1 protein-coding gene is annotated in these 230 nt (G+C 62.6%); it reads right to left on the bottom strand.

The window, feature by feature from the left end; genetic code table 11:
* On the bottom strand, positions 1–230 hold a 230-nt coding region (locus SB679_RS26560; protein ID WP_410705451.1), incomplete at both ends, for a cytidylyltransferase domain-containing protein.

Raw genomic sequence — 230 nt, 5'->3', positions numbered from 1 at the left:
GATCGTCAGCGTGGCGATATCGACCGCTTCATCGTCGAGCGGGCGCAGAGAAGCGCGGATGGTTTCTGGCTCGATGGTCGGCAGATCGCCCTGAACGTTGACGATGATCTTGGCCCTGCCTTCAGGATCGATCTTGGTCATCGCCTCGTGAATGCGGTCCGAACCCGACTGGTGGTGACCGCCGGTCATGATCACCTCGAAGCCGGCCTCGGCGACGGCGTCGAAGACGC

Origin of the sequence: Chryseobacterium sp. SIMBA_029, assembly GCF_046535275.1 — a bacterium.
Taxonomy (GTDB): domain Bacteria; phylum Bacteroidota; class Bacteroidia; order Flavobacteriales; family Weeksellaceae; genus Chryseobacterium.
This window is presented reverse-complemented; position numbering and strand designations above follow the sequence as displayed.